Source organism: Pseudoduganella sp. GW821-FHT05F09 (assembly GCF_059419605.1).
Genome location: NZ_JBWKSD010000003.1, coordinates 1 through 26,206, shown reverse-complemented (window position 1 = coordinate 26,206; position 26,206 = coordinate 1). Strand labels below are relative to the sequence as shown.

Here is a 26,206-nt window from a genome sequence, read left to right as displayed (position 1 = left end):
GACTAGCGCTGCCCGTCGGCGCTGTAGCGCACGCCGATCTGCGCGCGCATGGTGTCGAGTATGCCCATCAGCGCCACGCTTTCGTCCAGCGGCATGACCGGGCTTTCCAGCAGGCCGGCGCGCAGGCAGCGCACCACCTCGGCCGCTTCATGCGGGTAGCCGTTGCCGCTGCGCGGAATGTGCAGTTCGGTCTTGCTGCCGTCCAGCAGCCCCACGGTGATGGAGTTGGTGTAGTGGAAGCGAGAGTTCAGGCGCACATAGCCCTTGTCGCCTGAGATAGTCAGTTCGCACGGCGAGGCGGCGCACAGGCTGGAGAGGCAGGACGAAACCGCGCCGCTTTCATGCTGCAGCGTGAACGAGGCCTGCACGTCCACGCCGGTGGCGCCCAGCTCGCCCACCGCCTGCACCGACGCCACCGGGCCAAGGAAGAAGGCCGACAGCGACAGCGGGTAGATGCCCAGGTCGAGCAGGGAGCCGCCGCCCAGCTCGGGGTTGAACAGGCGGTGTTCGGGGCCGGCGTCGGCGGCAAAGCCGAAATCCGCCGTGACGCAGGCGGGCTTGCCGATCTCGCCGCTGTCGACGATGCGCTTGGCTTCCACGATGGCGGGCATGAAGCGGCTCCACATGGCTTCCATCATGAACAGTTTCTTGGCGCGCGCCAGGGTGACGATTTCCTCGGCCTGCCAGCGCGTGATGGTGAACGATTTTTCCACCAGCAGCGCCTTGCCCGCATTCAGGCACATGATGGCGTTCTCGTAGTGCATGGGGTGCGGCGTGGCGATGTAGATGACGTCCACGTCCGGGTCGTCGGCCAGCGCCTGGTAGCTGCCGTGGCAGCGCGGCACGCCGTATGCGGCGCCGAACTGCTGCGCGCTATCAACCGTGCGCGATGCTACCGCTACCAGTTCGGCGCCGTCGGTGTCGCGCAGGCCTTCGGCCATTGCCTTGGCGATTTTGCCCGTGCCCAGAATGCCCCAGCGGATTACCTTGTCCATCGTGTTTCGCTTTCTGCCGCACGGGCGGCGTTACAGTTTTCGTTTCGGGCGGAAGACCGCCGCGTCGCTATAAAATTCCTCGTCCTGCTGCGGCCACCAGCCTGGCACGCCGAGCACCGGCAGCGGCGTGAATCCGGCCTTGCTCAGCCCTTCCTGCGCCAGCGCTTGCGCCACTTGCGCGTCCAGCCAGGCTTGCTGGCCGGCGCGGTCCAGCGCGAAGTAGCCGTCGTCCGCCATCACGATGCGCGTGTGGGCGGTGATGGCCTTGTACGGGGCCACCAGCTTTTCCATCAGCGCATGGCCGAACAGCCAGACCTGCGCGTCCTTGCCGAACAGCTCGCGCAGCTCGACAAAGGCTGCGCGCCATTCGTGGCCGCGCAGCGCCTGCACCAGCGCCCTGCCCTGCGCGCAGTCGCGCACCACCAGCAACGCGGCGTTCTCGTCGAACAGCGTGGCGGCGTCGCGGGCGGGACCGCGCGATTTGCCGACGCCGTCCTGCGCGATCTGTGCGGCCTGCAGGGCGTTCAGCTGGCGCTTGATGAGCGGGAAGCTGAGCCACACCAGCGCGTTGAAGAAGTCGTGCAGGTTTTCGCGCGTGGGCACGCCGCCCGTGGCGCCGATGAACTCCTCGTAGGCCACGCCTTCCGGCAGCGCGCTCTGCGGCACGAAGGCCAGCGGCAGCCCTTGATGATTGCACAATTTTCGCGCGCTTGCTTGCGCGCTGAAGAAGGGGATGATGCTGGCCGCGCCGGAGTCCGATTCGAAGCCCGATTCGAAGTCCATATCGACGCCCGCCGCCGCAGCGGCGGCGCGCACCGAATGCAGCCAGGGGCGCGCCCAGTCGATTGCTGAAAACACGCTGGCTACAGGCCTTAGGCCATCTTCCAGTTGATGGTTTCGCCCGCGTTCAGCGGCACCACTTCCAGGTCGCCCAGCGGCAGCGTGGCAGGCAGCGTCCATTGTTCGCGGCGCAGGGTGATGGTGCCGGCGTTCGGCTCCAGGTTGTAGAAGGCCGGGCCGTTCAGGCTGGCGAAAGCTTCCAGCTTGTCCAGTGCGCCGGCGCGTGCGAAGGCTTCGGCGTACAGTTCCATGGCGTGCAGCGCGGTGTAGCAGCCGGCGCAGCCGCAGGCGTGCTCCTTGAGGCCCTGCGGGTGCGGCGCGGAGTCGGTGCCCAGGAAGAAGCGCTCGTCGCCGCTGGTGGCGGCGGTCATCAGCGCCAGGCGGTGCTCTTCGCGCTTCAGGATAGGCAGGCAGTAGTAGTGCGGGCGGATGCCGCCCTTGAAGATCTCGTTGCGGTTGTACAGCAGGTGGTGCGCGGTGATGGTGGCGGCGATCGGGCCTTCGGCTTCGGCCACGTATTCAGCGGCCTGGCGCGTGGTGATGTGCTCGAACACCACTTTCAGCTCGGGGAAGTCCTTGCGCAGCGGGCGCATTACGCGCTCGATGAAGACGGCTTCGCGGTCGAACACGTCCACCTCCGGGTCGGTCACTTCGCCGTGCACCAGGAAAGGCAGATCCAGTTCCTGCATCACTTCCAGCGTCTTGTAGCAGTTTTTCAGGTCGGTCACGCCGGCGTCGGAGTTGGTGGTGGCGCCGGCCGGGTACAGCTTCACGGCGTGCACGAAGCCGCTGTCGACGGCGCGGCGGATTTCGTCCGGCTCGGTGTTATTGGTGAGGTACAGCGTCATCAGCGGCTCGAACTGAACGCCAGCCGGCAGCGCGGCCAGGATGCGGCTGCGGTAGGCTTCGGCGGCGGCCACGGTGGTGACCGGCGGCTTCAGGTTCGGCATGACGATGGCGCGGCCGAACTGGCGCGCGCTGTGCGGCAGCACGCTGGCCATGGTGGCGCCGTCGCGCAAGTGCAAATGCCAGTCGTCTGGGCGGATGATGGTGATGCTGTCTGGGGTTGCGATGTTGGACATGGCGGCTGCTCTCAGTGAGGAATGCCGCCATTTTACCCTCTGCGCCCGGCATAGCGCATAGTTGCGCAGGCCGTTTGACAAGCCATCGCCGGTGGCGTACCGTGAAATCCCACGTGGAGACTAATCATGGATACGATTTCCGCCCAAGACGCCAGCACCCGCCTTGACCGCCTGATTGACGAAACGGCAAGCAGCCACACTCCAGTAACCATCACCGGGCCGAATGGCAACGCAGTGCTCGTTTCGGCCGAAGACTGGGCCGCAGTCCAGGAGACGCTATTCCTGCTTTCCATTCCGGGCATGCGCCAGTCCATTCGCGCCGGAATGGCTGAGCCGCTGGAAAACAGCAGCGAGGAATTGAGCTGGTGAGCTGGCGCCTGGTCTACACCAAGCAGGCGCAGAAAGATGCGCAGAAGCTCGCCGCCGCAGGCTTGAAAGAAAAAGCGCAGGCCCTGCTCAACATCCTGGCGTCGGATCCTCTTGCCACGCCACCGCGCTACGAAAAGCTGGTCGGCGATCTTGCGGGCGCCTACTCCCGGCGCATCAATATCCATCACCGGCTTGTCTACGAAATCGTCGCGGACCAAAAGACGGTCCGCGTCCTGCGAATGTGGTCGCATTACGAGTAATCACTTCGCCTCGTTCGCAGCCACCCAGGCTTTCACATCTGCCAACATCTTGTCGAGCACGGCGCGGTCGTAGGGGGCGCCTCGGCTGACTACCATGCGGATCTGGCGGGTGGCGGCGATGTCCTGCAGCGGGTCGGCGTCCAGCACCAGCAGGTCGGCGGCTTTGCCTTCGGCGACGCTGCCGTAGCGGTCCAGCTTGCCCAGGAAGCGCGGGCCGGCGATGACCGCGCTTTGCAGCGCTTGCGCCGGCGTGAGGCCGTATTGCACGTACAGGCCGATCTCGTCGTGCAGCGCCTGGCCGGGGTAGTCGAAGGAGTTCAAGAAGCCCGCGTCCGTGCCGGCGACGATGCTGACGCCTTCCTGCGCCAGTATCGGCAGCAGCGAGGCGGATTTCTCGAAGATGGCGTGGCGCAGGGCGATGGCTTCCGGACCGTCCTTGGCGGCGCGCTGCACGCGCCAGTCGTAGGTGGCGCGCAGGCCTTTGCCGATGTATTGCAGGTAGGCGTCCTTGCTGTGGTCGTTCTTGTCCAGATAGGCGGTGACGTAGGAGCCGTACAGCGTGGGCACCACGGCGGTGCCTGCGGCGGCCATGCGCTTGAAGGCGGCGCGCGCGGTGGCTTCGTCATAGCTTTCCAGGCTCAGTTTCACGGCTTCGCGGCCCGTCAGCTTGCCGTCCGCAACCTGCGCGGTCAGCTCGGCTTCGCGCGGGGTGGCGGCGCGCAGCAGATAGGACTGGTGCTCCACCGTGCCCAGGCCGGCGTCGAACATGGTCCCCAGCGTGAGCTGCACCGGGATGTGGCCGGAGGTGCGCATGCCGCGTTCCTTGGCCTGCTTCAGCGTTTCCAGGTACATGGCCGGCGCAAGCGTGTTTTCCGTGATCTTCACGAAGTCCACTTTCTGGCCCTGCAGCTTGTCCAGCGCCGCGCTCACCTCGGCCGGCGTGCCGACTTCGATGGTGCCCTTCCACAGCGGCTTGTAGCCTTCCAGCTTCTGGCCGGACGTGAAGATGGTGGGGCCGCTCATCTTGCCGGAGGCGACCTGCGCGCGCCAGTCCAGCACCGTATCGGCCAGGTCGCCCGCGCAGTCGCGCACGGCGGTGATGCCGTGCGCCAGGTACAGCGGCATGAGCTGCCGGTTTTCTTCGATCAGCTCAGGGCCGCCGCCAAAGTGCATATGGGTGTCCCACAGGCCCGGCATCAAATACTTTCCGGGCAGGCTGATGGTCTTTTTCGGCGCGTAGTTTTTCAGCGCCTTGTCGTCCACCACGGCCAGGATGGTGTCGCCCTTGAGCACCACCGACTTGCCTTTGACGGCCTTGCCGGCGGCAACGTCGATCAGCGTGGCCTGGGTCAGCACCAGGTCGGCGGCGATCTTGTCGGCGGCGTGCGCGCTGGCGAGCAGGCCAAGCGCGAGCAGCGCGGCGGAAAGGGTTTTCATCGATGGCATGGCGGCTCCCTAAAAATTCAAGTGCGCGCATATTACCGGATGATGGCCACCTTGCGCTGCAAGCGGCGCACCAGCCAGGACAGGGAGCTGCAGGCCACGAAGTACACCACCGCCACGAACAAATACATCTCCACCAGCCGCCCGTCGCGCTGCGCCACCTTGCTGGCCGCGCCGACGAAGTCCGCCACCGACAGCACGTAGACCAGCGACACGTCCTGGAACAGCACGATGGTTTGGGTGAGCAGCACCGGCAGCATATTGCGGAAGGCCTGCGGCAGTATCACGTGGCCCATCACCTGCCAGTAGCCCATGCCCAGCGCCTGCGCCGCCAGCATCTGCCCGCGCGCCACCGACTGTATGCCACCGCGCATGATCTCGCAGTAGTAGGCCGCCTGGAACAGGATGAAGGTGATCAGCGCGGACCAGAAGGCGCCCACCTTCACCGGCTCGGGCGAGCCGATAATCCAGGCGCCGATATAGGGCACCAGGAAATAGAACCAGAAGATCACCAGCACCAGCGGCACCGCGCGCATCAGGTTCACATAGCCCGCGGCCAGCAGGGACAGGGCGCGGATGGAGGACAAGCGCCCCAGCGCCAGCAAGGTGCCCAGCACCACGCCGCCCAGCATGGCGAAGACGGTGAGCTCCAGCGTGAACAGCATGCCGACCTGGAACAGGTAGGCCCAGGAGCGGCCGATGACGTCGAAGTCGAAGCCGACGAACATGTCAGCGCCCCCCGCCGGACTGCAAGGTGCCGGGCAGCGCCAGCTTGCGTTCGACCAGGTGCATCAGCCCCACCACGATGATGTTCACGGTGACGTAGATCAGCGTGGCGGCGGAAAACGCCTCGAACACCTGGAAGGAGAATTCCTGGATGGCGCGCGCGCTGGCGGTAAGCTCAATCAGGCCGATCGTGAGCGCGATGGAGCTGTTCTTGATGATGTTGAGGAACTCGCTGGTGAGCGGCGGCAGGATGATGCGGAAGGCCAGCGGCAGCAGCACGTAGCGGTAAGCCTGCCAGCGCGACAGGCCCAGCGCCAGCGCCGCCGTGCCCTGCCCGCCGGACAAGGCTTCGATGCCGGCCGTGACCTGCACCGCCACCCGCGCCGAAGTGTAGAAGCCGAGCGAAATGACGGCCGTGACGAAGGGCGCGTTCGGCAGCGCCTTGAGCCATGCGCCGGTATCGGCCGGCACCAGCTCGGGCATGACGAAATACCACAGGAACATCTGCACCAGCAGCGGCACGTTGCGGAACAGCTCTATGTAGGCGGAGCCGAGACGGCGCAGCAGCGCGCCGCTGCGCGTGGGCGGCAAGGTGCGCGCGGTGCCGATCAATACGCCCAGCGCCAGCGCCATGATCCAGCCGCACAGCGACGCGGCCAGCGTCCACTGCAAGCCGTCCACCAGCGTTTCCCAGTAGGTGTGGACGCCGTCCGGCGAGTCCTCCCAGAAGATGCGCCAGTTCCAGTGGTAGTTCATGCCGGCGGCTTACTTCTTCTTTTTGGCTGCGGCTTGCTGCGCGGCCGGCACCGCTGCCGCATTGGCCACATAGGCGGCGGGATCGGGCGAATCCGTGGGCTTGGCCAGCACGGCCTGCAACTGCAGCGATACGGGGAAATTCAGGTTGATGCCTTTGGGCGGAATGGGCGACATGAACCACTTGTCGTACACCTTCTTGAAATCCTCGCTCTGGTAGAAGCGCGTGAGCGTGGCGTCCACCAACTGCTTGAAGGCGGGGTCGTCGCGGCGCAGCATGATGCCGTAGGGCTCGACCGACAGCGCCTCCTTGGTGATCTCGTAGTCGCCGGGGCTCTTGGACGCGGCCACCTGCGCGGCCAGCAGGATGTCGTCGTTGGCCTGCGCGGCGGCGCGGCCGGTCTCCAGCATCAGGAAGGACTCCGGATGGTCCTTGCCTATCATGATGGTCATGCCCAGGTTCATCTCGTTGTTCAGGATGGTCATCTGCTTGAGCGTGGTGGTGCCGGCGGTGGCCACCAGGGTCTTGCCCTTCATGTCGGCCAGGCTGCGGATGCCGGAGCCCTTCTTGACCAGCAGCTTGTTGGCCACCACGAACATGGTGGGCGCGAACGCCACCTGCTTCTGGCGCTCGGCGTTGTTGGTGGCGGAGCCGCATTCAAGGTCGATGGTGCCGTTGGCCATGAGCGGAATGCGGTTGGCGGGCGTGACCGGATTCATGGTCACCTTCACCGCCGTCATGCCCAGCTGCTTCTGCGCGGCGGTGACGATTTTCATGCACAGGTCGACCGAGTAGCCCAGGTATTGCTGCTTGTCGTCCAGGTAGGAGAACGGCACCGACGCGTCGCGCACGCCCAGCGTGATGGCGCCGGTGCGCTTGATCTTGGCCAGGGTGCCGGTGAGTTCCTGGGCCGTGGCGGAAACGGAAACGGCTGCGCACAGCAGGGCAGCCAGCAGTGATTTCAACGTCATGATGCCTCCGGTGAGAGTCAACAACGTGAAGCGCGCCTACTAGTGGATGATGCGCGCCAAAAAGTCCTTCGCCCGCTCGGAACGCGGTGCGCCGAAGAAGTCGTCTTTCGAACAGTCCTCCAGGATGCGACCCTGGTCCATGAACACCACGCGGTTGGCCACCTTCTTCGCAAAGCCCATTTCGTGCGTGACCACCATCATGGTCATGCCTTCCTGCGCCAGGCCCACCATCACGTCCAGCACCTCGTTGATCATTTCCGGGTCCAGCGCCGACGTCGGCTCGTCGAACAGCATGGCGATCGGGTCCATGGACAGCGCGCGCGCAATCGCCACGCGCTGCTGCTGGCCGCCGGACAGCTGGCTGGGGAATTTGTCCTGCTGCGCCAGCAGGCCCACGCGGTCCAGGTATTTCAGGCCGCGCTCATTGGCCTCGTCCTTGCTGCGGCCCAGCACCTTGATCTGCCCCAGCGTGAGGTTCTCGCGCACCGACAGGTGCGGGAACAGCTCGAAATTCTGGAACACCATGCCGATGCGCGCGCGCAGCGCCGGCAGGTCCGTGCCCTTGGCGCCGACCGAGGTGCCGTCGACGATGATTTCGCCCTGCTGGAACGGCTCCAGGCCGTTGACGGTCTTGATCAAGGTGGACTTTCCCGAGCCGGACGGGCCGCAAATCACCATGACGTCGCCCTTGGCCACGTCGGTGCTGCAGTCGGTGAGCACCTGGAACTGGCCATACCATTTGTTGAGATTTTTTATGGCTATCATTTTTTGCGTTTAAAATTCGCCCCCGCAGGCAGTATTGCGCGCGATGTACTCCACGTGACACAGTTGCCTTGACACGCATCTGGCGCGCAAGGATACTGCGACACTTGCACAGTTATTAATCAGACCAACAACATTCTACCGGCCATTTACCCAATGGCGCGCAGTTTAGAGACACTACCACAGGAAACCCCGCCTATGAAAACACGCAATAATTTGACAACCTACATCATGGTTAGCCTGGTGCTGGGCATCGTCGTGGGGTATTTCGCCAATGTCAGCCTGGCCAATCCAGGCGCCTTTGCCGAGTATATGTCCTATCTGACTACCATCTTCCTGCGTTTGATCAAGATGATTATCGCTCCGCTGGTATTTGCCACGCTGGTGGTCGGTATTGCGCGCATGGGCGACGCCAAGGAAGTGGGCCGCATCGGCCTCAAGACCCTGGGCTGGTTCTTCATCGCCTCCGTCATGTCGCTGCTGCTCGGCCTCATCATGGTCAACCTGTTCCGTCCGGGCGACGCGCTGGTGGGCCACCTGCCTGCGGTGACCACACCGTCCGGCATCGCCGCTTCCGGCCTGTCGCTGAAAGAATTCATCACCCACCTGGTGCCGGCCTCCATCGTGGACGGCATGGCCAAGAATGAAATCCTGCAGATCGTGATCTTCTCGCTGTTCTTCGGCACCGCCGCCGCAGCGGTGGGCGTGAAGGCCGAACCGCTGATCGACGCGGTGGACGGCATTGCCCACATCATGCTGAAAGTAACCGGCTACGTGATGAGCTTTGCGCCGGTGGCCGTGTTCGCGGCCGTGGCAGGCACCATCGCCAAAAGCGGTGTGGGCGTGCTGGGCACATACGGCGTGTTCATGGCCGAGTTCTACCTGAGCATAGGCGTGCTGTGGGGCCTGCTGATCCTGGCCGGCTTTGTCTTCCTGGGCCGCCGCATCTTTGCCCTGATGGGCGAACTGAAAGGCCCGGCGCTGCTGGCCTTCTCCACCGCATCGAGCGAGGCGGCCTATCCGAAAACGCTGGAAGGCCTGGAGCGTTTCGGCGTGCGCAACCGCATCGCCTCCTTCGTGCTGCCGATCGGCTATTCCTTCAACCTGGATGGCTCGATGATGTACTGCACCTTCGCCACCGTGTTCATCGCGCAGGCCTACGGCATTGAAATGCCGCTCGGCACCCAGCTGGCCATGATGGCCGTGCTGATGCTGACCTCCAAGGGCATCGCCGGCGTGCCGCGCGCGTCTCTGGTGGTGATTGCCGCCACGCTGGGCCAGTTCAACATTCCGGAAGCAGGCCTGCTGCTGCTGCTGGGCATCGACCACTTCCTGGACATGGCCCGCTCCGCCACCAACGTGATCGGCAACGGCGTAGCCGCCGCCGTGGTGGCCAAGTGGGAGGGCGAGCTGGTTGCCCCGCTGGACAAGGACCTGTCGGATTCGCCGCTGCCGTAATCGCCGGCGCGGATGCACAAAAGGCTGCCTTCGGGCAGCCTTTTTTATTTATTGTTGTTACTGAACCTTATATTTTCAGTTTCAAGCCTCGGGTGTTCGGTAGCGTACACAGCAATGGAGGGCCAGACGGGATAGTGGGCGCACTCGGCCGAATTCGGCTGCATCACCCAGGAAAGTCCCATGATCACTCTACACCGCGCCACCAGCCGCCTGCTTTGCACGGCAGGCCTCATCGCCACCACCCTCCTCGCCGCTTGCGGCGGTGGAAGCCAGGGCCGCGATCCCATTCTCGGCCTGCCCGCCGCCGCACTGGCCAACGTCTCCGTGACGCCGGCCGCCGCAGCGCTGCTGGTCGGCGCCAAACAGCAGTTGACCGCCACCGCCACCTACGCCGACGGCTCCTCGCAGGACGTAACGGCCACTGCCGCCTGGACCTCGGCGGCGCCCGCAGTGGCCACCGTCGGCGCCACCGGCGGCCTCGCCACCGCCGTGGCGGCCGGCAGCGCCAGTGTGACCGCCACCTTCGGAGCAAAAGCCGGCAACGCCGTGCTGACCGTGACGGCGCCGCCCGTCGTGCCGCCAGTAGTGATTCCACCCGTAGTAGTGCCGCCCGTGGTAGTGCCACCCGTGGTAGTGCCGCCCGTTGTAGTACCGCCGGTGGTCGTTCCGCCCGTGGTAACGCCTCCCGTGGTGGTTCCGCCGGTAGTGGTTCCACCGGTAGTTGTGCCTCCGGTCGTGACGCCGCCCGTAGTGGTTCCGCCAGGGACCAGCGTCAACCTCGGCACAGCCGCCAGCTTCGGCGTCCTGGCCGGTACCTCGATCACCAACAATTCCGGCGGCACCACCCTCGTCACCGGCGATGTCGGTGCGCCGTCGCAGACCACCGATCCAGTGCAGGTGGCCGGCTTCACCAACTATAAATCCGGCGCCATCCTGGCCGGCGCCCTGGCCGACCTGCAAGTCGCGGTCACCGATGCAAACAGCCGCACCTGCACCGTCAATTCCGCCGCCGGCGTCGATCTCGGCGGCCTGGTACTGACGCCCGGCGTGTACTGCTACGCAGGCGCCATCAGCATCACCGGCACCTTCACGATGAACGGCCCCGGCCTGTACATCTTCCGCACCGCGTCCACGCTGAACAGCACTGCCAATTCCATCGTGGCGCTGACCGGCGGCGCAACGGCGGCCAACGTGAACTGGGTGCCTGTGGGCCCGACCACGCTGGGCGCCAACAGCGTCTTCAAGGGTTCTATCCTCGGCCAGGCAGCCGCCATTACGCTCGGCGACAACACCACGCTGCTGAACGGCCGCGTGCTCACCGCCGCCGCCGTCACGCTGCGCAACAACCAGATCGCCAAATAATGGCCCGCATCCATACTCCCCGAAAGCACGTCATGAACATAGCAAAATACCTTGCAGCCCTGGGCGCCGCCGGCGGCGCCCTGTTGATCGGCCAGAGCGCCATGGCGGCAGAAGAACCTTTCGTCAATCCCGACTGGGCCAACAGCGCCTGGTACCTCGGCGCCGGCATCGGCCAGTCGCGAACCACCATAGACAAGAACCGGCTGGTGAACAGCCTGACGGCCAACGGCGCGCAAGTGACCGCCTTCACCACCGACCAGCGCGACCTGGGCTACAAGCTCACCCTGGGCAAGCAGCTGAACCGCTACTTCGCCGTCGAAGCCACCTGGTTCGACCTCGGCAAGTCCGGCTTCCACGCCACCACCACGCCGAACGGCGTGCTCAATGGCGAAGCCGGTTTCCGGGGCGGCAGCCTGGACCTGGTTGGCCAACTGCCGCTGTCCGAGCGCTTCTCGCTGCTCGGCCGCGCCGGCATGAACTACGCCAAGGCCAGCACCCACTTCAACGGCAACCGCCTGTTCGCGGTCACCAATCCGAATCCGAGCCAGAGCAAGCTCAATGCCAAGGCCGGCCTGGGTCTGGAATACAAATTCAGCGAAGCGCTGGCCCTGCGCGGCGAAGTGGAACGCTACCGCGTCAACGACGCGGTGGGCAACCGCGGCGACGTGGACCTGTATTCGCTGGGCCTGGTCTACAAGCTGGGGCGTCCGGCAGCCAAGCCTGTGGTCTACGCGCCGGTGCAGACGCCCGCCCCGGCGCCGGAGGTGATCGCGGCACCACCACCGCCACCGCCAGCACCGCCGCCGCCGGCTCCCGTGCCGGTTTCCGAGAAGGTGACCTTCGCCGCCGAAACGCTATTCGACTTCGACAGCGCGCGCGTGAAACCGGAAGGCATGGCGGCGCTCGACGCCTTGCTGGCCAAGCTGCAGGGGATGAACACGGAAGTGATGATCACGGTCGGCCACGCCGATGCGGTGGGCACGGACGCATACAACCAGAAGCTGTCGCTGCGCCGCGCCGACGCGGTGAAGGCTTACATCATGGGCAAGGGTGTGGACGCAGCGCGCATCTACACCGAGGGCAAAGGCGAAGCCCAGCCCGTGGCGGACAACAAGACGGCGCAAGGCCGCAGCATGAACCGCCGCGTGACGGTGGAAGTGGTGGGCACGCGCACCACCACCCGCTAAGCACCAGGCACGAAAGGCTTAGCCGACCAGCTCCTCGCCGGCCGGCGTAGCCTGTTCCTCTTCCACGCGCGCCTGCTGCCGCTGCCACATCTGGGCGTACAGCCCGTCGGCGGCCAGCAGCGACTGGTGCGTGCCGCGTTCCACCACGCGGCCATGATCGAGCACGATAATCTGTTCCGCATCGACCACCGTCGACAAGCGGTGCGCGATGACCATGGTGGTGCGGTTCTTCGCGATTTCCTTGAGCTGCGCCTGGATGGCCTGCTCGGCCTTCGAGTCCAGCGCGGACGTGGCTTCGTCGAAAATCAGAATGGCGGGATTTTTCAGCAGCGTGCGGGCAATCGCCACACGCTGCTTTTCGCCGCCCGACAGCTTCAGGCCGCGTTCGCCGACCATGGTGGCGTAGCCGTCCGGCAGGCTGGAAATAAAGTCGTGGATGGACGCCGCCTTGGCCGCCGCCACGATGTCCTCCTTGCTGGAACCGGGCTTGCCGTAGGCGATGTTGTACTCGATGGTGTCGTTGAACAGCACCGTATCCTGCGGCACGATGCCGATGGCGTGGCGCAGCGAATCCTGCGTCAGCGCGCGCAAATCCTGGCCGTCGATCGTGATGCCGCCCTGGTTCACCTCATAGAAGCGGTACAGCAGGCGCGACAAGGTTGACTTGCCCGAGCCGCTGTGTCCCACCACCGCCGTAGTGGTGCCGGCCGCGATGGTGAAGTCGACGTCGAACAGGATCTGGCGCTTGGCCTCGTAGCTGAAGTCCACATGCGAGAAGCGCACCTGCGCGCCCTGCGTGTGCAGCGCTTTCGCGTCCGGCGCGTCCGCCACTTCGCGGTTCTGGTCCAGCAGCGAGAACAGGCGTTCCATGTCCGCCAGGCTTTGCTTGATTTCGCGGTAGATCACACCCAGGAAGTTAAGCGGGATATACAGCTGGATCATGAAGGCGTTCACCAGCACCAGGTCGCCCAGGGTCATCTTGCCGTCGATAACGCCCTGCGTGGCGCGCCACAAAATCAGCGTGACGGCGGTGGCGATAATCAGCGACTGGCCCGTGTTCAGCAGGGACAGCGAGGTCTGCGACTTCACCGCCGCCGACTCGTAGCGCTGCAGGCCTTCGTCGTAGCGCTTGGCCTCATAGTCCTCGTTGCCGAAGTACTTCACGGTTTCATAGTTGATGAGCGAATCGATGGCCTTGGTGTTGGCCTTGGAATCGAGGTCGTTCATGGTGCGGCGGAAATGCGTGCGCCAGTCGGTGACCGTGATGGTGAACGTGATGTAGGAAATCAGCGCCACAAAGGTGATGGCGCTGAACCAGATGTCGTAATGCGTGACCAGGTAGCCCAGCACCAGCGTGATCTCCACCAGCGTGGGCAGGATGTTGAACAGCGTGTACGAAATCAGCGAACCGACGCCGCGCGTGCCGCGCTCGATGTCGCGCGTCATGCCGCCGGTCTGGCGGTTCAGATGGAAGCGCAGCGAGAGCGAATGCAAATGGCGGAACACCTTGAGCGCAATAGTGCGCACGGCGCGCTGCGTAACGCGCGCGAACAGGAATTCGCGCAGCTCGGTGAACACGGTGGTAGACAGGCGCAGCAGGCCGTAAGCCACCAGCGCGCCCAGCGGCAGCACCAGCAGCGCCTGCGGGTGGGACGGCGTGATGGTCATGTCGTCCACCAGCTTTTTCAGCACCACCGGCACGCCCACGTTGGCCAGCTTGGCGCCGATCAGGCAAAGCAGCGCCAGCAGCACGCGCCATTTGTACACCCACAGGTAGGGGATCAGGGTTTTCAGGGTGGCCATATCGCTGCGCGGCGGCTTGCCGGCGGCGTCTGGCGGAGGAGGAGAGGTAGCTGAGCGGCGCATGGTGGAACGTGGCTTCCGTGGTTTACAATCAATCCCAATTGTAGCCCTTAGCGAGACTTCACGATGACCACGCCTGAAAACACCACAGTCCCCTCCGCCTCGGAGCCGCAGCAGACTGCGCAAGCCCCCGAGCGGCGCGGCCTGCCGCCGGGGAAAATGCCCGAACTGCGCGTGATGCCCGCCCCATCCGACGCCAACGTCTACGGCGACGTGTTCGGCGGCTGGATCATGGCCCAGGTCGACATTGCCGGCTCGCTGCCGGCCACCCGGCGCGCCAACGGCCGCGTGGCCACCGTGGCGGTGAACTCCTTCGTATTCAAAAATCCGGTCTTCGTCGGCGATCTGCTGTCCTTCTACGCCGATATCATCAAGGTCGGCAACACCTCCATCACCGTCAACGTGGAAGTGTACGCCGAGCGCAACCGCCTGCAGGCCTGCACCGTCAAGGTGACCGAAGCGACGCTGACCTACGTCGCCACCGGCCCGGACCGCAAGCCGCGCCAGGTGCCGCCGCTGGAATCCCTGCTCTAAGCCGCATGCAGCCGGGGCGCCGCATCCTCCTGCTGGGCGGTGCCCGGCTGTCGGCGCTGGCGGCCATGACGGCGGCCGGCGCCACGCTGGCCCGCAGCGCGCCAGAACGCGGCCCGCAGCAGACCGGCTATCCCTTCTCGCTCGGCGTGGCCTCCGGCTCGCCGCTGCCCACCGCCGTGGTGCTGTGGACCCGCATCCTGTACGACCCGTTCAACGCCGCCGCCATGCCGCCGCTGGCCTTCAGCGTGCGCTGGGAAGTGGCGCGCGACGAAGCCTTCCGCAGCATCGCCGCCAAGGGCACGGCGCTGGCCGCGCCCGAACTGGCGCACAGCGTGCACGTGGACGCTGCGGGCCTGGAACCGGACCGCTGGTACTGGTACCGCTTCATGCTGGGCGACGCCGTCAGCCCCGTGGGCCGCACCCGCACCGCGCCCGCGCCGGACAGCATGCCCGCCGCGCTCAAGCTGGCCGTGGCCTCGTGCCAGCACTGGGAATTCGGCAGCTACGCGGCGCACCGCCACATCGCCGCCGCCGCGCCCGAGCTGGTGGCCTTCCTCGGCGATTACATCTACGAATGGGGTCCCTACCAGCGCCAGCATCCCCCGAGCGCAAAGCGGGTGGACGAAAGCCACACGCTGGAGCAGTACCGCGCGCGCTACGCCCAATACAAGAGCGATCCCGACCTGCAGGCGGCCCACCACGCCGCGCCGTGGATACTCACCTGGGACGACCACGAAGTGGCCAACGACTACGCGGGCGAGCGCGACGAACGCCTGTCCCCCGCCTTCGGCGCGCGCCGCGCCGCCGCCTACCAGGCCTACTACGAGCACCAGCCCATCCGGCTGGATCTGCAAAACGGCGGCTACGGCTCGCTGCGCATGCACCAGCGCTACGACTGGGGCCGGCTGGCGCGTTTCCACGTGCTCGACAACCGCCAGTACCGCGCGCCGCAAGCCTGCACCGTGGGGCGCGGCGGCTCCAGTTCCGTCTACTGGCGCGAGTGCGCCGAACTGCGCGATCCGGCGCGCGAGATGCTGGGCGCAGGCCAGCAGCGCTGGCTGGAACAAGGACTGAAGGAATCCAGGGCGCGCTGGAACATCCTGGCGCAGCAGACGCTGATGGCGGGCAGCAGCCAGGTGGCGCTGGAAAAAGACGGCGACGGCCGCTACTGGACCGACGGCTGGGACGGCTACCCAGCCGCGCGGCAGCGCCTGTACGACGCGCTCGAAGCGAGCGGCGCGGCCAACCCGCTGGTGCTGTCCGGCGACGTGCACACCTTCTACGCCGCCGAGCTCACGCGCGACGCGCGCCGCCCGGCCGGCCCCGGCAACCCGGTGCTGGCCAGCGAGTTCTGCGGCACCTCCATCACCTCCAGCTCGCGGCCGCAGGCGCGCACCCAGCAATACGTGGACATGAATCCGCAGCTCAAGTACGGCCGCAGCGACAAGCGCGGCTACATGCTGTTCGACATCCGCCCCGAGCGCAGCAGCGTGCTGTTCCAGGGCCTGGCCGACGTCCGCAACCCCGCCAGCCCCATCGCCCCCCTCGCCTCCTTCACCGTTTCCGCAAAGGAAAAAGGGGTCAGGGTTAATTAAAAGTTGCACTTTTAATTAACCCTGACCCCTTTTTGGGGTGATGCAACTATTTTAGGCGGCTTGCTTCTCGTCTCGCAGCTGGCGGCGGAGGATTTTGCCGACGTTGGTCTTCGGCAGCTCGTCGCGGAACTCGATGTATTTCGGTTTCTTGTAGGCGGTCAGCTCGTGCTTGCAGAATTCCTGGATGTCTTCGGCGGTCAGGTTGGGGTCTTTGCGCACCACGAACAGCTTGACCGCTTCGCCGGAATTTTTGTCCGGCACGCCGATGCACGCCACTTCCAGCACGCCCGGATGCGCCGCCACCACGCCTTCCACCTCGTTCGGATAGACGTTGAAGCCGGACACCAGGATCATGTCCTTCTTGCGGTCCACGATGCGGGTGTAGCCGCGCTCGTCCATGATGCCGACGTCGCCGGTCTTGAAGAAGCCGTCCGGCGTCATGGTCTTGGCGGTTTCTTCCGGACGCTGCCAGTAGCCCGCCATCACCTGCGGGCCGCGGATGGCGATTTCGCCCGGCTGGCCCAGCGCCACTTCCACGCCGTCGTCGTCCAGGATCTTGATTTCGGTCGACGGAATCGGCAGGCCTATGGTGCCGGTGAATTCCTTGATGTCGACCCGGTTGGCGGTGGCCACCGGCGAGGTCTCGGACAGGCCGTAGCCTTCGATGATCGGCGTGCCGGTGAGCTTGAGCCAGCGGTCCGCCACGGCCTGCTGCACGGCCATGCCGCCGCCGTTGCACACCTTGTAGCTGGAGAAGTCCAGCTTGGCGAAGTCGGGGTTGTTGAGCAGCGCGTTGTACAGCGTGTTCACGGCCGGGAACACCACCACCGGGTACTTGGCCAGCTCCTTGACGAAGCCGGGTATGTCGCGCGGGTTCGGCACCAGGATGTTCAGGCCGCCAAAACGCATGCCCATGAAGGCGCTGATGGTGAGCGAGTAGATGTGGTACAGCGGCAGCGCGCACACGAACACCACCTGCTTGCCGCTGGTGTCCAGGCCCAGCCAGGCTTCGTTCTGCAGCACGTTGGAGATCACGTTACGGTGCAGCAGCACGGCGCCCTTGGAAACGCCGGTGGTGCCGCCGGTGTACTGCAGGAAGGCGATGTCTTCATGGCCCAGCTGCACCGGCTGCAGCGTCATGCGCGAGCCTTCGGCCAGCACTTTCTTGAAGCTGACCGCGCTCGGCAGCGAGTAAGCCGGCACCATCTTCTTCACCTTGCGCACCACGAAGTTGACGATGGCGCCTTTCAGGCCCCCCAGCAGGTCGCCCATGCTGCCCACGATCACGTGCTTGACCTTGGTGTTCGCCAGCACCTGCTCCACCGTGGTGGCGAAGTTCTCCAGCACGATGATGGCTTCGGCGCCGGAGTCATTCAGCTGGTGCTGCAGTTCGCGCGGCGTGTACAGCGGGTTGACGTTGACCACCGTGTAGCCGGCGCGCAGGATGCCGGCCATGGCCACCGGATATTGCAGCACATTGGGCAGCATGATGGCCACGCGCGCGCCTTTTTGCAGGCCCTTGCTTTGCAGCCAGGCGCCCAGCTGGCGCGACATCTGGTCCACTTCGCGGTAGGTCAGGAACTTGTCCATGCACACGTAGGCGTTGCGGTCGGCGTACTGACGGAAAGACTCCTCCAGCAAATGCGTCACCGAGCTGTATTGCGTGTTATCGATTTCCGCAGGTACGCCTTCGGGGTAGGAATTCAACCAAATCTTGTCCATCTGTAGCCTCGTTCAATCATTATTCGATAAAAAAACCGCCTGGCCAGCAGGCGGTTGTGCCTGCGGGCCAGCGGTGTTATGCAGCCTTCTTCTGGCCCACGACTTCGTCGCGCAGCACGCGGCGCAGGATTTTGCCGACGTTGGTCTTCGGCAGCTCGTCGCGGAACTCGATGTATTTCGGCTTCTTGTAACCGGTCAGGTTCTCTTTGCAGTAGGCCATCAGCGTGTCCACGCTCAGGTTCGGATCCTTGCGCACCACGAACACCTTCACCGCCTCGCCCGAATGCTCGTCCGGCACGCCGATGCAAGCGCATTCCAGCACGCCGGGGTGGGCGGCGATCACGCCTTCCACTTCGTTCGGGTAGACGTTAAAGCCGGACACCAGCACCATGTCCTTCTTGCGGTCCACAATCTTCACGTAGCCGCGCGCGTCCATCACGCCCACGTCGCCGGACTTGAAGTAGCCGTCCGGCGTCATGACCTTGGCGGTTTCGTCCGGGCGGTTCCAGTAGCCCACCATCACCTGCGGGCCGCGGATGGCGATCTCGCCCGGCTGGCCCAGGGCCACTTCCTTGCCGTCATCGTCCAGGATGGCGATGTCGGTCGACGGCACCGGCAGGCCGATGGTGGCGGTGAACTCGGTGCCGTCGGCGCGGTTGCAGGTGGCCGTGGGCGAGGTCTCGGACAGGCCGTAGCCTTCGATGATGGGCACGCCGGTCACCTTCAGCCACTTGTCGTTGACGGCCTGCTGCACCGCCATGCCGCCGCCGTTGCAGATCACCACGCCCGAGAAGTCCAGCTTGGCGAAGTCGGGATGGTTCACCAGCGCGTTGTACAGCGTGTTCACGGCCGGCAGCATGTTGAACTTGTACTTGCCCAGCTCCTTGATGAAGCCGCCGATGTCGCGCGGGTTCGGTATCAGGATGTTCATCGCGCCCATGCGCATGCCCCACATGGCGCACGCCGTCAGCGCGAAGATGTGGTACAGCGGCAGCGCGCAGACGATGGTGAGCGGCTCGCTGGCCGGCAGCGTCTTCAGGCGCGGCTGGGCCCAGGCTTCGTTCTGCAGCAGATTGGCCACGATATTGCGGTGGGTCAGCGTGGCGCCCTTGGATACGCCCGTGGTGCCGCCCGTGTACTGCAGGAAGGCCACGTCGGAGGCCTGCAGGTCCACCGGCACGAACTTCATGCCCGCCCCCTGCGACAGCGCGTCCTTGAAGCGCACCGCGTTCGGCAGCGAGAAGGCCGGCACCATTTTCTTCACGTTGCGCACCACGAAGTTGACGATCACGCCCTTCAGGCCGCCCAGCATTTCGCCCATGCTGGCCACCACGATATGCTTGACCTTGGTGCGCGGCAGCACCTGCTCCAGGGTGGTGGCGAAGTTTTCGAGGATGAGGATGGCTTCGGCGCCGGAGTCGTTCAGCTGGTGCTCCAGCTCGCGCGGCGTGTACAGCGGATTGACGTTGACCACGGTGTAGCCGGCGCGCAGGATGGCCGCGATGGCGATCGGGTACTGCAGCACATTGGGCATCATCACCGCCACGCGCGCGCCCTTTTTCAGGCTGCGGCTTTGCAGCCAGGCCGCCAGGCGCTTCGAGTAGCTATCCAGCTCGGCATACGTGAGGAATTTATCCATGCACACGTAAGCGTTGCGGTCCGCATACTTCTGGAAAGACTCCTCCAGCAAATGCACCAGCGAGCGGTATTGGTTCGGATCAATCTCCGCCGGCACGCCGGGGGGGTACGACTGCAGCCAAATTTTCTCCATCCTGTGCCTCGTCTCTTAATATGTTTTTTTGGGTGGCAAACAAAAATAGTACGCTCGTACACAAACTGAGTAAGATGCTATCGGGCGCAACGCCAGTATGCAAGCGCTTTTGCAGATTTCGAACCCCTGCTCTATCAATGGCCGCAACGGCCAAATCTGCTGCGGCGCAGCAAATTTCACCGTTCCGGCGAAGCTATCGATTGCGTAGCGACCGTATCGGGCTGGGGTGGCGGCGGCTGCCCCAGATGCAGCAGGCGAGCCTGCCGCTCGGACAGGCTCAGGGTGGACATGCCTTGCACCGCAGCATAAAAGCGCGGGAAGGTTTTTTCCTGCACCAGCAAGGCGCGGAAGCCCGGTAAAAAATCATTATAGGTTGCAACAGATGCAAGATGGGCATTGTTGAGCGGCTCGGCGAAGAAGCGATCATAGCCCGTGTAGCCGCCCCAGCTGTTGATCTTCATCAGCCGGTATTCCTCTTTCAGCGCGGCAAAGATGCGCAGCTTCTCCTCGTGCTTCTTCTTGTCGCTGACCTTGCGCGCATAGTTCGACGCCAGCAGCGCACGGTGCCGCACCAGCAGGTCCAGGAAGTCGCGCCGGCGCGCGCTGTAGCGGTCATAGGCCTCGCGCATGGCCGGGTTGCCGTACATGTCCAGCCAGCGCTGCACGCCGGCCTCCTCCACCGCCGTGGCGAAGGCCTCGTTGAAGCGCGAATCGCCCTGCACATAGGCCACCTGGTGCGCCAGCTCGTGGAACACCATGCGCGCCAGTTCGGCGTCCGAATAGTTGATGAAGGAAGACAGCAGCGGGTCGCTGAACCAGCCTAGCGTGGAATAGGCCGGCACGCCGCCCAGCTGCACGTCGTTGCCTTCCTTGCGCAGCTCGTCGGCATAGGCTTCCGCGTCCTCCTTGCTGTAGTAGCCGCGGTAGCTGACGCAGCCCGCCACCGGGAAGCACCACTGGATGGGGCGCAGCGACAGCGAGGGCGTGGCCACCACGTTCCACAGCACGTAGGGGCGGTTCAGGGCGGCGTAGTTGCGGTAGCTGGCGTTGTCCGGCAGGCCTAGCTCCTTGACGGCGAAGCGGCGTATCAGCAGCGCCTTTTCCAGGCGCGCCTTGAGTTTGGGGTCGGTGGTGGGGTCGCCCAGCCAGTCTTCGATCGGCCGCGCTTCGGACCAGAGCGCGTACTGGCCCTGGGCCGCCTGGAAGTAGTACTTAAACTGGGCGCAGCCGGCCAGCATCAATGCGCACGCCCCCGCCGCCAGCCAGAATCTGGCGCGCATTAGCTGTCGGGCAAATTTGCGCATTGTTCACTCTCAAGCGGCTTTCTCCACTTGGACCAGTGTATCGTAAAAAGTCGGCGCGCGGCCCATATCGGTCAGGCGCTGGCTGGTCACTTCGTTGGCGTTCTTGCCGTCGCCGGCGAGCTTCTTCCACCATACGGACAGGCCCACCACGAGGCCTGCGCGGGCCTTGTCGGTGACCCGTAATTTACATACGAATGAGCCACGATCGTTGTATATGCGCACCATTTCGCCGTGCGCCACGCCGCGCGCGGCCGCGTCGTCCGGGTGCATGTCCAAGTGCGGCTCGCCCTCGGTGGCGCGCAAGCTGGTCACATTGACAAAGGTGGAGTTCAGGAAGTTGCGCTGCGGCGGAGAAATCATCGCCAGCGGGTAGCGCGCGGCAAGCTCCGGATTGCTGGCGCGCGACTCGTAGGGTGCGATATAGGCCGGCAGCGGGTCCAGGCCGTCGGCCAGCATCTGCGCGGAATAGAACTCGCATTTGCCGGACGGCGTGGGGAAGCCGCCCTGCGCGAACGGCGCGGACGGCATGTTCAGGCGCTGCCAGCCCTTGCGCTTGAGCGAGTCCCAGTCGAAGTGGATGGCGCGGCTGTCCTTCGCGTCGAAGCTCTGCGCCGCCAGTTCCTCGTCGCTCTCGCGGAAGCAGGCATCGTCCAGCCCCATGCGCGCGGCCAGCAGGCGGAAGATCTCCGTGTTCGGCTTGGCCTCGCCCATGGGGGCGACGGCGGCGTTGTTGGCCATCATGTACAAATGGCCGTAGGAGGTGTGCACGTCCACGTGCTCCAGCTGCGTGGTGGCGGGCAGCACGATGTCGGCGTAGTCGGCGGTGTCGGTCTGGAAGTGCTCCAGCACCACGGTGAACAGGTCTTCGCGCGCAAAGCCGGCCGCCACTTTCGGCGAGTCGGGCGCCACCGCCACCGGGTTGGAGTTGTACACGATGACAGCCTCGATCTGCGGGCCGAACTCCGGCGACGCGGGGCGCAGCAAGTCGTCGCCTATGGTGGACATATTGATGGTGCGCGGCATGCGGGCGTGCCGGCGCAGCATGTCCGTGCCCTGCAGCAGCGCCTTGTTGGACGGGAAGGAGCCGCTGGACGACAGCTGCACGCCGCCGGCCGCATGGCGCCAGGCGCCCACCAGCGCCGGCAGGCAGGCGATATTGCGCACCGCCATGCCGCCGCCGCGCACGCGCTGCACGCCGTAATTGGTGCGGATGGCGACCGGCTCGCCGTTTTTCGCCATGCCGCCGTACAGGCGCGCCAGCTCCACCACTTCCTGCGCCGTGATGCCGCAGGTTTCTGCGGTGCGCTCCGGCGTCCATTCCGCCGCGCGCGCCTTCAGCTGCTCGAAGCCCAGCGTGTATTGCGCAATGTAGTCATGGTCCAGCAGGTCCTCGGCGATCAGCACATGCATCATGCCCAGCGCCAGCGCCGCGTCGGTGCCCGGCAGCAGGGCGATGTGCTGGTGGCACTTCTCGGCCGTCAGCGAGCGGTAGGGGTCGATGGCGATCAGCCTGGCGCCGTTGCGCTTGGCCGTTTGCGCACGGGTCCAGAAATGCAGGTTGGAGGCGATGGGATTGCCGCCCCAGATAATGATCAGCTTGGCGTCCTGGACGTGTTCCAGGTCGGTGCCGATGGAGCCGCCCACCGTGTATTTGTAGCCGGTGGCGCCGGCCGTGGCGCAGATGGTGCGGTCCAGCAGCGAGGCGCCCAGCTTGTGGAAGAAACGGCCGGACATGGCCTCGCCCTGCAGCAGCCCCATGGTGCCGGCGTAGCTGTACGGCAGCAGCGCTTCCGGCGCGCGGGCAACGATGGGCTTGAGCCGGGCGGCGATGGCGTCCAGCGCCTCGTCCCAGCTGATGCGCTCGAACTTGCCCTCGCCCTTCTTGCCCACGCGGCGCAGCGGATGCAGCAGGCGGTCCGCGTGGTAGGTGCGCTCGGCGTAGCGCGCCACTTTCGTGCACAGCACGCCGCCGGTGGGCGGGTGGTCCGGGTCGCCCTTCACTTCGGTGGCGACGCCGTCCTCCACGGTGACGATGAGGGCGCAGGTGTCGGGGCAATCGTGCGGGCAGGCGGCACGGACGTGGCTGGTGGTGGTAGTCATGGCGTAGGCTGGCGGGTCCGGAAAAACAAATTCGAAAGCGCTATCGTAAACGATTCCGGGCGCCCCCATCCGGCAGCGGCTAAGGCTACAATGGCTATACCGCTATGTGGCATAACGTCTTATCAAGACGTGCAGCAAGAGCACAATACTGGAGAGCCCAGAATGAAACTTGTAGAACCGATTATTGCGTTCCAATCCGAACTGCAGCAGATCCGGCGCGATCTGCACGCGCACCCGGAACTTTGCTATGAGGAAGTACGCACTTCCGACGTGGTCGCAGCCAAGCTGGCCGAATGGGGCATCCCCGTGGTGCGCGGACTGGGCCTGACCGGCGTGGTCGGCATCATCAAGAACGGCAGCTCGGAGCGCGCCATCGGCCTGCGGGCCGACATGGACGCCCTGCCCATGCAGGAAATCAACACCTTCGCGCATGCCTCCCAGCACCCTGGCAAGATGCACGCCTGCGGCCACGACGGCCACACCGCCATGCTGCTGGGCGCAGCGCACCACCTGGCGCAGCAGCGCGACTTCGACGGCACCGTGTACCTGATCTTCCAGCCGGCCGAAGAAGGCGGCGCCGGCGCGCGCCGCATGATAGAGGACGGCCTGTTCGAGCGCTTCCCCATGGAGGCGGTGTACGGCATGCACAACTGGCCCGGCATGCCGGCCGGCGCTTTCGGCGTGTGCGAAGGCCCGATGATGGCGTCCAGCAATGAATTCCACCTGACGATACGCGGCAAGGGCGCGCACGCGGCGCAGCCGCACAAGGGCATCGACCCCATCATGGTGGCGGTGCAGATTGCCCAGGCCTGGCAGACCATCGTCACGCGCAACAAGAGCCCGCTCGACACGGCTGTGCTGTCCATTACGCAGATCCATGCGGGCAGCGCCACCAATGTCATCCCCGACGACGCCAAGATGGTGGGCACGGTGCGCACCTTCACCACCGGCGTGCTGGACCTGGTGGAGCAGCGCATGCGCGTGCTGGCCGAGAACATCGCGGCGGGCTTTGACGCCGAGGTGGATTTCGCCTTCAAGCGCAACTACCCGCCGCTGGTGAACCACGCGAAGGAAACGCAGTTCGCGGTGGAGGTGATGAAGGCCGTGGCCGGCGCGGACAAGGTGGACAGCCAGGTCGAGCCGACCATGGGCGCGGAGGACTTCGCCTTCTTCCTGCAGGAAAAGCCGGGCTGCTACATCTTCCTGGGCAACGGCGACGGCGACCACCGCGACGGCGGCCACGGCCTGGGTCCCTGCGTGCTGCACAACGGCAGCTACGACTTCAACGACAACCTGCTGCCCATAGGCGCCAGCTTCTGGGTGCGGCTGGCGGAAACAGCGCTGCCGCTGGCGCGCTGAGAAACAGGCGGATCACGGCAGCTGATCCGCCCCCGTCCCCACGCGGTGTCCGGTATTGAGCTGCTCCAGCCCCAGCAGCGCCGCCGAATGATCCGCCTGCGGGAACACCTCGGCAATCGCCTCATACCGCCGCGTCACCAGTTCCGTCACCGGCAACTGCACGCCCGCAGCAGCCGCCGCCGCCAGGATGTTGTTCTGGTCCTTGAGCTGGGTGCGCACCTGCCCGCCCGGCATGAAATTACGCTCCAGCATGCGCTGGCCATGTACTTCCAGTATCTTGCTCTCGGCAAAACCGCCCCGTATCGCGGTCCGCACGGCAGCCGGGTCCGCGCCCGCAGCCTGCGCCAGCAGCAGCGCCTCCGCTATGATATTCAGCGTACCGCCCACGATCAGCTGGTTGCACAGTTTCGCCACCTGCCCGCTGCCCGCCGGCCCCACCAGCGTGGCGCGCCCCATGGCGGCCAGCACCGGCTCGGCGCGCGCATAATCCTCCGCATCGCCGCCCGCCATAATGGCCAGCGTACCCGCCTGCGCACCGCCCACCCCGCCCGACACCGGCGCGTCCACGAAGCGGCAGCCGCCCGCCGTCAGCCTCGCATGAAAGGCCTGCGCCTCGGACTGGCGCGTGGAACTCATGTCTATCCACAGTGTCCCCGCCCGCAGCGCCGGCAGCGCGGCATCGATCACCAGGCCCACCACCGGCCCGGCCTCCAGCATGGAAATCACGATGTCCGCCGAGCTGACGGCATCGTCCAGATCGGCCACCGGCATGGCGCCGAATTCAGCCAGCGGCTCAGCCTTGCTGGCCGTGCGGTTCCAGACCGTGACGGCGAAGCCGGCGCGCAGCAGGCAGCGCACCATGGGCTCTCCCATCAAGCCGATACCAAGAAATGAAATTTGGGTTGACAATGTACTGACTCCTGAGTGAACAATATTGAGCATGTACTAACAATATTAGCGCCTCCAGAACGATTTTGTGAATCTCGGTAAAATGAAGGACTGCTATATAACTCGACATATAGCATTGACTCTGAAAGTAGCCATGCAAATCAAAAAACTCCTCGCGGCCACCGCCGCACTTCTGGCGACGCAAGCAGCGTTTGCCGGCGACAAACTGGTCGACACATCCTACGTCGAATACGCCAGCGCCTCCAAAATCCAGATGGCGCGTATCGGCGCCACTTCGGACTGGAACAAGCAGTGGTTCCAATCCAACGGCAGCAGCCTGAGCGGCTACTGGGACGCCAGCTTCGGCGCCTGGCACGGCACCAAGGCCAATAATGTTCCGGGCGCAACCCAGAACCTGGTCGATATCGGCCTGACGCCGGTGTTCCGCTACGGCGCCGACAACAAGAAGGGCTTCTATGTCGAAGGCGGCATCGGCGTGCATGTGTTGTCCAAGCTGTACAACAACAACGACGACAAGCTGGCCACGGCCTTCCAGTTCGGCGACCACATCGGCGTGGGCTATGTGTTCAACAATAACTGGGAAGTGGCCGCCAAGATCCAGCACTTCTCGAACGGCGGCATCAAGAAGCCGAACAGCGGCGTCGATTACGCCGTGGTGAAGCTGGCCTACCGCTACTAAGCCGTAGAACTCCGCTACGGCGGAGTTCTTTTTGGCCTCTGCAGACGCAAAAAAGCCCACCAAGATCACTTGGTGGGCTTTTTAATATAACTAGCCTGACGATAACCTACTTTCACACTGGTTGCAGCACTATCATCGGCGCAAAATCGTTTCACGGTCCT

General features: G+C 65.0%; 23 protein-coding genes. 9 read left to right on the top strand and 14 right to left on the bottom strand.

Features of this window, described 5'->3' with window-relative positions; all coding sequences use genetic code 11:
• Positions 1–2: 2 nt before the first annotated feature.
• The 3 genes from AC07S4_RS09890 to pyrC are packed head-to-tail and all read right to left on the bottom strand — an operon-like array spanning position 3 to position 2,917.
• Positions 3–995, bottom strand: coding sequence for a Gfo/Idh/MocA family protein (locus tag AC07S4_RS09890; RefSeq protein ID WP_494986481.1), 993 nt, complete (start codon positions 993–995; stop codon positions 3–5).
• Positions 996–1,025: 30 nt separating this feature from the next.
• Positions 1,026–1,853, bottom strand: a complete 828-nt coding sequence (locus AC07S4_RS09885) for a DUF3025 domain-containing protein (RefSeq protein ID WP_494986480.1) — start codon at positions 1,851–1,853, stop codon at positions 1,026–1,028.
• A 14-nt stretch (positions 1,854–1,867) separates the two neighbouring features.
• Positions 1,868–2,917 (bottom strand): dihydroorotase, encoded by a 1,050-nt coding sequence (gene pyrC, locus AC07S4_RS09880; RefSeq protein ID WP_494986479.1) that lies wholly within the window; start codon positions 2,915–2,917, stop codon positions 1,868–1,870.
• 126 nt (positions 2,918–3,043) lie between these two features.
• On the opposite strand from pyrC, the gene AC07S4_RS09875 reads away from it, so the two are divergent.
• On the top strand, positions 3,044–3,286 hold the full coding sequence (locus tag AC07S4_RS09875; protein WP_494986478.1) for a type II toxin-antitoxin system Phd/YefM family antitoxin: 243 nt from the start codon (positions 3,044–3,046) through the stop codon (positions 3,284–3,286).
• Positions 3,283–3,546 carry a Txe/YoeB family addiction module toxin gene (locus AC07S4_RS09870; RefSeq protein ID WP_494986477.1) on the top strand — a complete coding sequence of 88 codons (264 nt, stop codon included), beginning with the start codon at positions 3,283–3,285 and terminating at the stop codon, positions 3,544–3,546. Before AC07S4_RS09875 ends, AC07S4_RS09870 begins: the two co-directional genes overlap by 4 nt.
• Here the strand turns inward: AC07S4_RS09870 and AC07S4_RS09865 are convergent, their stop codons facing one another.
• From AC07S4_RS09865 to AC07S4_RS09845, 5 genes are read right to left on the bottom strand one after another with little or no spacing between them, the layout of a single operon-like run.
• The gene (locus AC07S4_RS09865) at positions 3,547–4,992 is read right to left on the bottom strand and encodes an amidohydrolase family protein (protein ID WP_494986476.1); all 1,446 of its coding nucleotides are present in this window, start codon (positions 4,990–4,992) and stop codon (positions 3,547–3,549) included.
• A gap of 32 nt (positions 4,993–5,024) precedes the next feature.
• The gene (locus AC07S4_RS09860; protein WP_494986475.1) at positions 5,025–5,717 is read right to left on the bottom strand and encodes an amino acid ABC transporter permease; all 693 of its coding nucleotides are present in this window, start codon (positions 5,715–5,717) and stop codon (positions 5,025–5,027) included.
• Between the two features lies 1 nt (position 5,718).
• Positions 5,719–6,471, bottom strand: coding sequence for an amino acid ABC transporter permease (locus AC07S4_RS09855; protein ID WP_494986474.1), 753 nt, complete (start codon positions 6,469–6,471; stop codon positions 5,719–5,721).
• 9 nt (positions 6,472–6,480) lie between these two features.
• Positions 6,481–7,440 (bottom strand): amino acid ABC transporter substrate-binding protein, encoded by a 960-nt coding sequence (locus AC07S4_RS09850; protein WP_494986473.1) that lies wholly within the window; start codon positions 7,438–7,440, stop codon positions 6,481–6,483.
• Between the two features lie 39 nt (positions 7,441–7,479).
• Complete coding sequence (locus tag AC07S4_RS09845; protein WP_494986472.1) at positions 7,480–8,205, bottom strand: amino acid ABC transporter ATP-binding protein; 726 nt, start codon at positions 8,203–8,205, stop codon at positions 7,480–7,482.
• Positions 8,206–8,400: 195 nt separating this feature from the next.
• Between AC07S4_RS09845 and AC07S4_RS09840 the strand changes: the two genes are divergently transcribed.
• The 3 genes from AC07S4_RS09840 (at position 8,401) to AC07S4_RS09830 (ending at position 12,209) form a co-directional block, all read left to right on the top strand.
• Positions 8,401–9,660 (top strand): dicarboxylate/amino acid:cation symporter, encoded by a 1,260-nt coding sequence (locus AC07S4_RS09840; RefSeq protein ID WP_494986471.1) that lies wholly within the window; start codon positions 8,401–8,403, stop codon positions 9,658–9,660.
• A gap of 180 nt (positions 9,661–9,840) precedes the next feature.
• On the top strand, positions 9,841–11,022 hold the full coding sequence (locus tag AC07S4_RS09835; RefSeq protein WP_494986470.1) for an ice-binding family protein: 1,182 nt from the start codon (positions 9,841–9,843) through the stop codon (positions 11,020–11,022).
• 32 nt (positions 11,023–11,054) lie between these two features.
• Positions 11,055–12,209 (top strand): OmpA family protein, encoded by a 1,155-nt coding sequence (locus AC07S4_RS09830; RefSeq protein ID WP_494986469.1) that lies wholly within the window; start codon positions 11,055–11,057, stop codon positions 12,207–12,209.
• Between the two features lie 18 nt (positions 12,210–12,227).
• Here AC07S4_RS09830 and AC07S4_RS09825 read toward each other — a convergent pair whose 3' ends face one another.
• Complete coding sequence (locus AC07S4_RS09825; protein WP_494986468.1) at positions 12,228–14,075, bottom strand: ABCB family ABC transporter ATP-binding protein/permease; 1,848 nt, start codon at positions 14,073–14,075, stop codon at positions 12,228–12,230.
• A 63-nt stretch (positions 14,076–14,138) separates the two neighbouring features.
• On the opposite strand from AC07S4_RS09825, the gene AC07S4_RS09820 reads away from it, so the two are divergent.
• Positions 14,139–14,606 carry an acyl-CoA thioesterase gene (locus AC07S4_RS09820; protein WP_494986467.1) on the top strand — a complete coding sequence of 156 codons (468 nt, stop codon included), beginning with the start codon at positions 14,139–14,141 and terminating at the stop codon, positions 14,604–14,606.
• 5 nt (positions 14,607–14,611) lie between these two features.
• Positions 14,612–16,201, top strand: a complete 1,590-nt coding sequence (locus tag AC07S4_RS09815) for an alkaline phosphatase D family protein (RefSeq protein WP_494986466.1) — start codon at positions 14,612–14,614, stop codon at positions 16,199–16,201.
• 51 nt (positions 16,202–16,252) lie between these two features.
• Here the strand turns inward: AC07S4_RS09815 and AC07S4_RS09810 are convergent, their stop codons facing one another.
• The 4 genes from AC07S4_RS09810 to AC07S4_RS09795 all read right to left on the bottom strand — a co-directional run bounded on the left by AC07S4_RS09810 (position 16,253) and on the right by AC07S4_RS09795 (position 23,098).
• Positions 16,253–17,923, bottom strand: coding sequence for a long-chain fatty acid--CoA ligase (locus AC07S4_RS09810; protein ID WP_494986465.1), 1,671 nt, complete (start codon positions 17,921–17,923; stop codon positions 16,253–16,255).
• A 76-nt stretch (positions 17,924–17,999) separates the two neighbouring features.
• Positions 18,000–19,694, bottom strand: coding sequence for a long-chain fatty acid--CoA ligase (locus AC07S4_RS09805; RefSeq protein WP_494986464.1), 1,695 nt, complete (start codon positions 19,692–19,694; stop codon positions 18,000–18,002).
• Positions 19,695–19,870: 176 nt separating this feature from the next.
• Positions 19,871–20,974 carry an aminopeptidase gene (locus AC07S4_RS09800; RefSeq protein ID WP_494986463.1) on the bottom strand — a complete coding sequence of 368 codons (1,104 nt, stop codon included), beginning with the start codon at positions 20,972–20,974 and terminating at the stop codon, positions 19,871–19,873.
• Positions 20,975–21,007: 33 nt separating this feature from the next.
• Positions 21,008–23,098 (bottom strand): molybdopterin-containing oxidoreductase family protein, encoded by a 2,091-nt coding sequence (locus AC07S4_RS09795; protein WP_494986462.1) that lies wholly within the window; start codon positions 23,096–23,098, stop codon positions 21,008–21,010.
• A 162-nt stretch (positions 23,099–23,260) separates the two neighbouring features.
• On the opposite strand from AC07S4_RS09795, the gene AC07S4_RS09790 reads away from it, so the two are divergent.
• The gene (locus tag AC07S4_RS09790) at positions 23,261–24,457 is read left to right on the top strand and encodes a M20 aminoacylase family protein (protein WP_494986461.1); all 1,197 of its coding nucleotides are present in this window, start codon (positions 23,261–23,263) and stop codon (positions 24,455–24,457) included.
• Between the two features lie 12 nt (positions 24,458–24,469).
• Here AC07S4_RS09790 and AC07S4_RS09785 read toward each other — a convergent pair whose 3' ends face one another.
• Positions 24,470–25,399 carry an NAD(P)-dependent oxidoreductase gene (locus AC07S4_RS09785; RefSeq protein WP_494986460.1) on the bottom strand — a complete coding sequence of 310 codons (930 nt, stop codon included), beginning with the start codon at positions 25,397–25,399 and terminating at the stop codon, positions 24,470–24,472.
• 100 nt (positions 25,400–25,499) lie between these two features.
• Between AC07S4_RS09785 and AC07S4_RS09780 the strand changes: the two genes are divergently transcribed.
• Positions 25,500–26,045 (top strand): acyloxyacyl hydrolase, encoded by a 546-nt coding sequence (locus AC07S4_RS09780; protein WP_494986459.1) that lies wholly within the window; start codon positions 25,500–25,502, stop codon positions 26,043–26,045.
• The last annotated feature ends 161 nt before the right edge of the window (positions 26,046–26,206 follow it).